Below are 2,385 nucleotides of genomic sequence, written 5' to 3'. Positions count from 1 at the left end.
ATAACTTTGTATATAAGATCAATAAAAATAGTGGTGAAGTCAAATGGCATGTAAGTTTCAGAGCACCTATAAGAGGAAATGGAGGAATAATAGGTGATAACTTAACAATTCTTACTGTTGATAATTGTTTGCATGTGATCAATATTCAAGATGGCAATTCAGTTTGGACGTATCAAAATGGAATCAATGAAATCATAGGCTCATATGATGTATCACCTGCAATTTTAGATAATATGATAATAGCGCCATTTTCTAATGGAGAGCTAATAGCATTTGACGAAGAAGGCAAAAAATTATGGAGCAAAAAATTATCTATCAATATTTTGGATACACAATTAACAGATATTATCACTACGCCAAAAATACATAATGATATTGTTGTAGCTGCAAATAACTCTTATGTTTATGCTTTTAATGTAAAGTCAGGTAATGTTTTATGGTCGAAGCAATTACAAGTAAAAAGTATGTCAAATATTGAATCTAATTATAGTCCACTGATTAAAAAACAAAGAGAAGGTGGTAGGGTTTTTATTATTACTAAAGATAATGAAATTATTGGACTAGATGTACGTAATGGAGAAGTGATTTGGTCCTCTGATTTAATAAAAAAAATGCAGCTAAAATCAAATACTTATTTTTCTTCTGCTGTATACGCACATACATTGTGGATATTGAGTAGCAGCGGTTTTATTCTTGCATTTCCAGGATTTGATAATGGTGGTAAGATAATAAAAATACCGGAAGGTGTTTTTCATTTGCCAGTATTTAAATTTCATGAGATATTTTTTACAACTAAGCAAGGTGGCGTTTTTTCTTTAGAAAATAAATTTGTTTTATATGATTGAGTACGATTTAATAATTATAGGCGGTGGGCCAGGTGGATATAAGTGTGCAGTTACTGCATCTAAACTTGGCATGAAAGTTGCTTGTATAGATAAGAATAGCATTTTTGGTGGTACGTGTCTCAGAGTTGGATGTATACCTTCTAAGGCATTGCTTTATTCTTCTCATGAATATGTTCATGCGAAAAATGATTTATTAAAGTTTGGCATAAAAGTTAAGGATATAAATTTCAATTTGCAAGATATGCTAAGCTATAAAGACACTAAAGTTCAAGAGCTAGGAAGAGGTATAGATTATTTATTTAATCTTAACAAGGTTACAAAAATTAATGGATTAGGTAGAATTGTCTCTTTTAATCCAGGAAATCTTGAAGTTGCAGTTAAAGATGAACTATTCAAAGCAAAAAATATAGTGATTGCCACTGGTTCTGATGTAAGTTCTCTTCCAGGGATTAATATTAACGAAGAAAATATTATTTCTTCCACAGGGGCATTATCGCTCACTGAAGCACCAAAGAAACTTGTGGTTATTGGTGCGGGAGCCATAGGTCTTGAGATGTCTTCTGTATGGAGCAGATTAGGAGCGGAAGTCACAGTAATTGAATTTTCAGATAGAGTTGCTGCATCAATGGATGGTGAGTTAAGTAAATCTATTCTTTCCAGTTTACAGAAGCAGGGAATAAAGTTTTTACTTAATACTAAAGTTGAAGAGATAAAACAAGGTAACATAAAGATTTGTTCAACCAAGGATAATCAAGTAAATTTTATAAAAGTAGATAAAATTTTAATGGCAGTAGGGCGTAAACCATTTACAGATGGAGTCGGTATTGATGATAAGATAGTAAAAGATAATCGCGGTTTTATTCAAGTGAATAATAAGTATGAAACAAATGTAAAAGGAATATTCGCTATTGGTGACGTCGTAGGTGGTGCAATGCTTGCTCACAAAGCAGAAGAAGAGGGAGTAGCTGTTGCAGAGATAATCGCAGGGCAATCTCCTCATGTTAACTATGAAATTATACCATCAGTTATTTATACTTATCCAGCAGTAGCTTCTATCGGTAAAACTGAAGAAGAATTGAAAAACTCTAATCGTAAGTATAAGGTTGGTAAATGTCAATTTGCTGCTAATGGTAGAGCAAAAGTTACTGATTCTGCTGAAGGGTTTGTCAAGGTGCTAGCTTGTGTCACAACAGATACTATACTTGGTGTGCATATTATTGGGGCACATGCCGATACACTAATTAATGAAGCAGCAATAGCAATGGCATATGGTGCAGCAGCAGAAGATATATATAGAATTTGTCACTCTCATCCAGATATAAATGAAGCTTTTCGTGACGCATGTATCGATGCTTTTTTTAAAAGTTAATCTTACAGAAAATTTACGCTAAGCAAATTTATTTAAGCCTTTCTGTAAAATGATATAACTTCTATATTGCATAACTTACTTCTTTAACATAAAAATATATAATAAAAAAGTCAAATCTAATATCAAGACAAACAATATATCAAGTAATAAATCCGTTAGTCATGAAAAAAA

Annotated in this window: 2 protein-coding genes; both read left to right on the top strand. The window is 32.0% G+C overall.

The genetic code is table 11. The annotated features are described in order from the left end of the window. On the top strand, positions 1-845 hold an 845-nt coding region (locus V6U76_RS05105; protein ID WP_333024051.1), incomplete at its 5' end, for a PQQ-binding-like beta-propeller repeat protein. Then, entirely contained in the window at positions 838-2,214 is a 1,377-nt protein-coding gene (gene lpdA / locus V6U76_RS05100) for a dihydrolipoyl dehydrogenase (protein ID WP_333024050.1), read from the top strand. The genes V6U76_RS05105 and lpdA, both read left to right, overlap by 8 nt. The last annotated feature ends 171 nt before the right edge of the window (positions 2,215-2,385 follow it).

Source organism: Wolbachia endosymbiont of Pentidionis agamae (assembly GCF_036711655.1).
GTDB lineage: Bacteria > Pseudomonadota > Alphaproteobacteria > Rickettsiales > Anaplasmataceae > JAZHPY01.
The sequence above is the reverse complement of the archived record's forward strand: the minus strand, read 5'-3'. Positions and strand labels throughout refer to the sequence as shown.